Origin of the sequence: Corallococcus sp. AB032C (genome assembly GCF_003668935.1) — a bacterium.
In the GTDB taxonomy this organism is placed as follows: domain Bacteria; phylum Myxococcota; class Myxococcia; order Myxococcales; family Myxococcaceae; genus Corallococcus; species Corallococcus exiguus.
Genome location: NZ_RAWP01000118.1, coordinates 22894 through 29635 on the forward strand (window position 1 = coordinate 22894; position 6742 = coordinate 29635).

6 protein-coding genes are annotated in these 6742 nt (G+C 68.9%); all 6 read left to right on the forward strand.

The features are described from left to right. Nucleotides 1-211: 211 nt before the first annotated feature. The 6 genes from D7X99_RS35225 (at nt 212) to D7X99_RS35250 (ending at nt 6597) form a co-directional block, all read left to right on the forward strand. Nucleotides 212-1348 carry an A24 family peptidase gene (locus D7X99_RS35225; protein WP_121781601.1) on the forward strand — a complete coding sequence of 379 codons (1137 nt, stop codon included), beginning with the start codon at nt 212-214 and terminating at the stop codon, nt 1346-1348. Between the two features lie 22 nt (nt 1349-1370). After that, complete coding sequence (locus tag D7X99_RS35230) at nt 1371-2489, forward strand: sensor histidine kinase (protein WP_121781602.1); 1119 nt, start codon at nt 1371-1373, stop codon at nt 2487-2489. Between the two features lie 35 nt (nt 2490-2524). Then, nucleotides 2525-3937, forward strand: a complete 1413-nt coding sequence (locus D7X99_RS35235; RefSeq protein ID WP_121781603.1) for a sigma-54 dependent transcriptional regulator — start codon at nt 2525-2527, stop codon at nt 3935-3937. 229 nt (nt 3938-4166) lie between these two features. After that, the gene (gene pilM / locus D7X99_RS35240; protein WP_014399064.1) at nt 4167-5249 is read left to right on the forward strand and encodes a type IV pilus assembly protein PilM; all 1083 of its coding nucleotides are present in this window, start codon (nt 4167-4169) and stop codon (nt 5247-5249) included. A 30-nt stretch (nt 5250-5279) separates the two neighbouring features. Further along, a complete protein-coding gene (locus tag D7X99_RS35245) occupies nt 5280-5963 on the forward strand; it encodes a PilN domain-containing protein (protein ID WP_120580499.1) in 684 nt (227 codons plus the stop codon). A 22-nt stretch (nt 5964-5985) separates the two neighbouring features. Next, nucleotides 5986-6597, forward strand: a complete 612-nt coding sequence (locus tag D7X99_RS35250; protein WP_121781604.1) for a type 4a pilus biogenesis protein PilO — start codon at nt 5986-5988, stop codon at nt 6595-6597. The last annotated feature ends 145 nt before the right edge of the window (nt 6598-6742 follow it).

Genomic DNA, 6742 nt, shown 5'->3' on the forward strand with positions numbered 1-6742 from the left:
TGGGCAGAGGGGGTTGAACGACGCGGGAACTCTTAGCACGAAGAGTGCCACTCCGAACAATCCGCCCAACCCCCGGGATTCCCAGGGCAGGCGGGCTGGGCAGGGGATGGATCACCCGTAGGCCTGCCAATTTTTGTCACTGACGCTGACGGTTTTCGTCCTTCATCGCGCAGTCGCCAGCTCCGGAAGCGGCGGGTAGGATTCCGGCTCCGTGACGTTCACCTACGCGCCGGGCTGGGCCGAGCCCCTCTTCATCCTCTTCCTGTTCATCCTCGGCCTGTGTTTCGGCTCGTTCCTCAATGTCGTCATCGCGCGGGTGCCGGAGGGCCTGAGCATCGTGCGGCCCGGCTCCCGCTGCCCGAAGTGCGGGCACGTGCTCGCCTGGTACGAGAACATCCCCGTCCTGTCGTGGCTGGGGCTGCGCGGGAAGTGCCAGGGCTGCGCCATGCCCATCTCCCCGCGCTACGTCCTGGTGGAGCTGCTCACGGGGCTGTTGTTCCTCGCGTGCCTCAAGCGCTTCGACTGGACCTATGAGCTGGTGCCCGCGCTGGTGCTGGTGTTCCTGCTGGTTCCGCTCACCTTCATCGACCTGGAACATTGGATCCTCCCGTTCTCGCTGACGCTGCCGGGCATCGCCGCCGGCGTGCTGCTGGCCATTCCCCAGGGCTCGGGCGCGGTGGGGCAGGCGGTGCTGGGCGCGGCGGTGGGCTTCCTGGGCTTCCGGCTGATGGAGTACGTGGGCTGGCGCGCCTTCAAGCGCGAGGCGCTGGGCGGCGGCGACAAGTTCCTCGTCGCGCTGCTGGGCGCGTTCCTGGGCTGGCACGCGCTGCTGGGCATCCTCTTCTTCTCGTCGCTGCAGGGCTCCATCGTGGGCGTGGCGCTGCTGGCGCTCACGGGAAGGGCGGGCCCTCGCGGCGCGCAGGTGTCCGCCGGAGAGCCTGGGGCCGCCGCCACCCCGCAGGAAGAGGCCGCGACCGGCGACGCGGCGCGAGCGCATCCGCCCGAGGGGCCGGAGGCCGACGCGGCCCTCACCCCGGCCGAGCCTCCGGCGGAGGAGGGGAAGGAAGAGGCGGAGGATCCCGAGCCCACCATGACGTGGGACTTCACGAAGCCCGGCCTGCCTCTGTGGAAGCGGGTCGTGCTCGTCCCCTGGTGCCTGCTCTTCCAGCCCATCCCGGACGCGCCGCTGGATGAATCGGGTGAGGAGGAGGAGTGGGTCCCCGGGCCCACCAACATCCCCTTCGGCCCGTGGCTGGCCCTGGCGGGGTTGGAGGTGATGCTCCTGGGGCCCTTGCTCGCGCGCGTGCTGCCCCTGGACGTGGCGCTGATGCTCGGGGGGACGCGGTGAAGAACCCCGCGCCGGTGCGGGGATGAAGTGGCGCATCGCCAGCGTGGCGTTCCTCCTGGGCTCGCTGTCCACGGGGCTGTCGTGGCTGACCCTGCAGCCGGTGCTCATCCGCCTGCTGGACACGGCGCGCAGGCTGGCGCTGCCGGGGTCGCTGGACATGGAGAGCCTGGCGCGGATCCGCGCCTTCCTGCCGCTGGCGCTGGGCCTGGATCTGCTGGTGTTGACGGTCCTGGCCTATGGCGTGCTGGACCTGGCGGTGGGCCGCCCTCTGCGCGCCATGGAGAAGTCCGTGGAGCAGCTGGGCCGGCTGCAACTGGACGCGCCACTCCCCGAGCAGGGCGGGCCATTCCTGTCGCGCATCCAGCGCGAGCTTCGGCGCATGGCGGAGGCGCTGCGCCAGGAGCAGGGCCTCACGCGCGCGCAACTGGAGGCACTGCGCGAGGCCAACGCCCGGCTCGCGCGGGCGCAGACGGAGCTCGTCGCCTCCGAGCGGCTGGCCACGGTGGGAAAGCTGGCCGCGGGCGTGGCGCACGAGGTGGGCAACCCGCTGGCGGGCATCCTGGGCTACCTCTCCCTGGCGCGCACGCGGGCGCGGGAGCCGGAGCTGACGGACTTCCTGGAGCGCATCGACCACGAGGTGCTCCGCATCGACCGCATCGTGCGGGGGCTTCTGGACCTGGGCCGTCCGGCCAGCACCCAGCCGGGGCCGGTGGACGTGGGGCAGGTGGTGGAGACATGCGTGCGGCTGGTGCGCGCCGGGCCGGAGCTGGACCGGGTGGACGTGACCCTGGAGGTGATGCCCGGCCTGCTGGCCCGCGCGGATCCAGGCCCCCTGTCGCAGATCCTCATCAACCTGCTGCTCAACGCGGCCCAGGCCATGGGGGGCGAGGGGCGCGTGCGCATCTCCACCCGGCGCGAGGACGCGCTCCTACTGGTGGAGGTGGAGGACAGCGGCCCGGGCCTGTCGCCGGAGGCGCGCGCGCGCCTCTTCGAGCCGTTCTTCACCACCAAGGGCCGGCAAGGCACGGGCCTGGGACTCGCGGTGTCCCTGAACCTGGCCCAGGGCATGGGCGGCCGGCTGGACGCGCGCGACGGAGCGGGCGGCGGCGCGTGCTTCCGCTTGTCGCTGCCAGCGGCCTGACGGCGGGGCAGGACGGCATATGATGGGCATCCCCCATGCCCCTCTTCCGCACCGTCCTCGTCGCCGACGACGAGCCGTCCATCCGCCACATCCTCACCCTGGTGCTCACCGACAAGGGCTACGACGTGCGCGCCGTCGCCGACGGAGACGAGGCCCTGCGCGAGCTGGCCACGCGCGCGTATGACGTCCTGGTGACGGACGTGCGCATGCCCAAGCGCGACGGGCTGTCGGTGCTCCGGGCGGCGCTCGCAGAGCAGCCGGGCCTCACCGTGGTGGTGATGAGCGCGTACGGCTCCCAGGAGCAGGCGCTGGAGGCGGTGCAGGCGGGCGCCTACGACTACGTCCAGAAGCCCTTCAAGCCGGAGGAGATCGTCCTCGTACTGCGCAAGGCGGAGGAGCGCGAGCGGCTGGTCCGCGAGAACCGCCGGCTGCACGAGGCCCGGCTCCCTGGCGCCTCCGGGGGCCACATCCTGGGGCGCAGCGCCTCGCTCCATGCGGTGCTCAAGCAGGTGGCGCGCGTGGCGCCCGTGGACACCACGGTGCTCATCTCCGGAGAGAGCGGCACGGGCAAGGAGCTCATCGCGCGCGAGCTGCACGGAAAGAGCCGCCGCGCCGCCATGCCCTTCGTCGCCGTCAACTGCGGCGCCATCCCCCACGGCCTGCTGGAGAGCGAGCTGTTCGGCCACGCGAAGGGCGCCTTCACCGACGCGCGCACCGCCCGCCGGGGCCTGTTCGCGGAGGCCGACGGCGGCACGCTCTTCCTCGACGAGGTGGGCGAACTGCCCCTGGGCGCGCAGGTGAAGCTGCTGCGCGTGCTGCAGGAGGGGGAGATCCGCCCGGTGGGCGAAAGCCGCGTGGAGCGCGTGGACGTGCGCGTGGTGGCCGCCACGCTGCGCGACCTGGGCAAGCTGGTGACCCAGGGCGACTTCCGCGAGGACCTCTACTACCGCCTCAACGTCGTGAACCTCACCCTGCCGCCCCTGCGCGAGCGCCGCGAGGACATCCCGCTGCTCGCCCACTCCTTCCTCCATCGCTTCAACCGCGAGCTCAATCGGGAGCCACCGGTGGAGGGCTTGACCCCGGAGGCGGAGACCCTGATGACGGCCTACGCCTGGCCGGGCAACGTGCGCGAGCTGGAGAACGCCATGGAGCGCGCGGTGCTGCTCGCGGAAGGCACCCACGTCGCGCCCGGCAGCCTTCCGGAAAAGCTGTGGGCGGCTTCCGCACCCGCCCCGGCCGGGACGGCTGCGCCGCTACAGGCCGGGAGCGACCTGTCGCTCAAGCGCGCCATCCGGGAGATGGAGGAGTCCTACATCCGGGCGGCGCTGCGGCGCACGAAGGGCAACCGCACCCGGGCGGCGGAGGTGTTGGACATCAGCCACCGGGCGCTCCTCTACAAGATCAAGGAGTACGGCATCGATCCGGACGCGGAGGGCTCCCGGACCTGAGGGGAGGGGAGACGCCCGGCGGGCAACCCTTGAGGAATCCTCCGGCGCCATTTGACGGAACGCCGCCGGGGCCGGAAAATCGGGCCTCCGCGATGGTGGGCCAGGGGGCGCGCGGTCGTGGCGGACTTTCACGGCGCTCTCCCGTCCGCAGGGCGGCCGGGCGCCAAGCACTTTTTAGGAGGGGTATCAAGCCGGTGCTACGCTGGCGCCCTCTCCGATGGGGTTACGCATGGCGAAGGGCAAACTGGCACTCGGGCTGGATATCGGGTCGACGTCGATCAAGATGATCATGCTCAAGGAGCAGCGCAAGCGCGGTGAAGTCGGCTACGCGCTCCAGAGCTTCGGAATGAAGCCGCTGCCTCCCGAGGCCATCGTGGACGGCGCGTTGATGAACTCCACGGCCATCGTCCAGGCCGTCCAGGAGCTGATGTCCGAGCTGAAGGTCAAGGGCAAGGACGTCGCCATCGGCGTGTCCGGCCACTCGGTCATCATCAAGAAGATCCAGATGCCCCGCATGAGCCAGGAAGAGCTCGAGGAGAGCATCCAGTGGGAGGCGGAGCAGTACATCCCCTTCGACGTGAAGGACGTGAACATCGACACGCAGATTCTGGACGGCGGCGGCAACGACGCCACCGGCCAGATGGACGTGCTGCTCGTCGCCGCCAAGAAGGACATGATCAACGACTACACCACCGTGGTCTCCGAGGCGGGACTGGCGCCGGTGGTGGTGGACGTGGACGCGTTCGCCGTCCAGAACATGTTCTCCACGAACTACGAGCTGCCGGACAAGGAGACCGTCGTCCTCATCAACGCCGGCGCCTCCGTGGTGAACATCAACATCATCGCCAACGGCGTCACCGTCTTCACCCGTGACGTGACCATCGGCGGCAACCAGTTCACCGAAGAGATCCAGAAGCAGCTCAACGTCTCCTACGAGGAGGCGGAGGCGCTGAAGATCGGCGGCAACCGCGCGGACGCGGACGCCGTCGTGCCTCAGGACGTGGAGCGCGTGCTCTCCAGCGTGGCGGAGCAGGTGGCCGGTGAAATCCAGCGCTCGCTGGACTTCTACGCGGGCACCGCCGCGGACTCGAACTTCACCAAGGTCTACCTGTCCGGCGGCACCGCGAAGATCCCCGCGCTGTTCAAGACCATCGAGGCGCGTACCGGCGTGCCGGTGGAGATCCTCAACCCGTTCCGGAAGATCGAAGTGGACAACCGCAAGTTCGACCCCGCGTTCATCATGGACGTGGCGCCCATGGCCGCGGTGGCAGTGGGACTGGCGCTCCGGCGCCCGGGCGACAAGCTGGGCTGATACCGCTCTGGCCACGAGGAAATCACGAACATGATGATCCGAATCAACCTGCTGCCCGTCCGGGCGGTGAAGAAGCGGGAGATGGGCCAGCAGATCCTGGCCCTCTACGCCGCGGTCCTGATCGCCGCGGTGGCGGGTAACTACTTCTGGTACGCGGACCGCGACGGCGAACTGCAGCGCGCCAACCAGGGCATCACCCAGACGCGCGCGAAGATCGCGGAGCTGGAGAAGGTCATCGGCGAGGTGACCAACATCAACGCCCGCAAGACGGAAGTGGAGAAGAAGCTCGCGGTGCTGGACACGCTGCGCAAGGGCCGCAATGGGCCGGTGCGCATGCTGGACGCGCTCTCCTCGTCCATCCCCAAGAAGGTCTGGCTCAAGAACTTCTCGGAGGTGTCCAACAAGGTCACCATCGACGGTTCGGCCGTCAGCCACGACGAGGTCGCGGAGCTGATGCGCGGCCTGGGCAGCATGGTGTGGACGCCCAAGGGCATGGGGCGCTTGGTGGATCAGGGCCGTACGGCCAGCAAGACGTCGCGCGTGGAGCTCTTCAACACGGAGACCGCTGTCGTGGAGGAGTTCTCCGCGAATGAAATCAAGCCCTTCTTCGGCAACGTCGAACTGAGCAACGCCGTGCAGACCAAGCCCACCGTTGCCAACGCGCCGACGGTCGTCGACTTCAAGCTCACCCTCACCGCCAACTACGCCATCTGATTGGCGGCGAAGGACCCCTGTCATGGAAAAGTATCTGGATCAACTCGCGAAGGCCCCCCCAGCGGCGAAGTTCGGGGGGCTCGCGGCCATCGTCGTCGCCTTGACCGTGGGCAACTTCTTCTCCTTCATCCAGCCCACGGAGGAGAACATCGCCCGCCGCGCGACGGAGCGCCGGAAGCTGGACCAGGAACTCGCGGAGAAGAGCGAGATCGCCCAGAACCTCAACGAGCGCCGCCGTGAGATGGACGTGCTCGAGCAGAAGCTGGCGGAGGCCCTCACGGAGCTGCCGGAGCGGCGCGACATGGAAGAGCTGCTCGCGCAGATCAACGACATCGGCAAGAAGTCCGGCCTGGAGATCGCCCGCGTGGAGCCCGGCAAGGAGTTCGTCGAGGGCAACGAGTTCTTCGCGCGCATCCCCATCCGGATGACGGTGAGCGGCAACTACCACGAGATCGCCATGTTCCTGCAGGAGATGGCGAACATGCGCCGCATCGTGAACGTCAACAACATCAAGCTCGATGGCGCGACCCTGAAGAACGAGAAGGTCGTCCTCCAGAGCACCTTCCTGGCGACGACGTTCCGGTTCGTCGACACGAAGGGCGCGAAGACCACCGACAAGAAGAAGAGCAACTAGAAACTTGATCCGCCCGGCAACAAGGGCGACAAGGGATGACGCGGATGAAGACGTTCAAGTCCACGATGACCGTTGCGGTGATGGCGCTGACCCTGTCCGCTTGTGAGGACACGCCCAAGGCCCCACCCCCTGCTCCCCCCAAGGC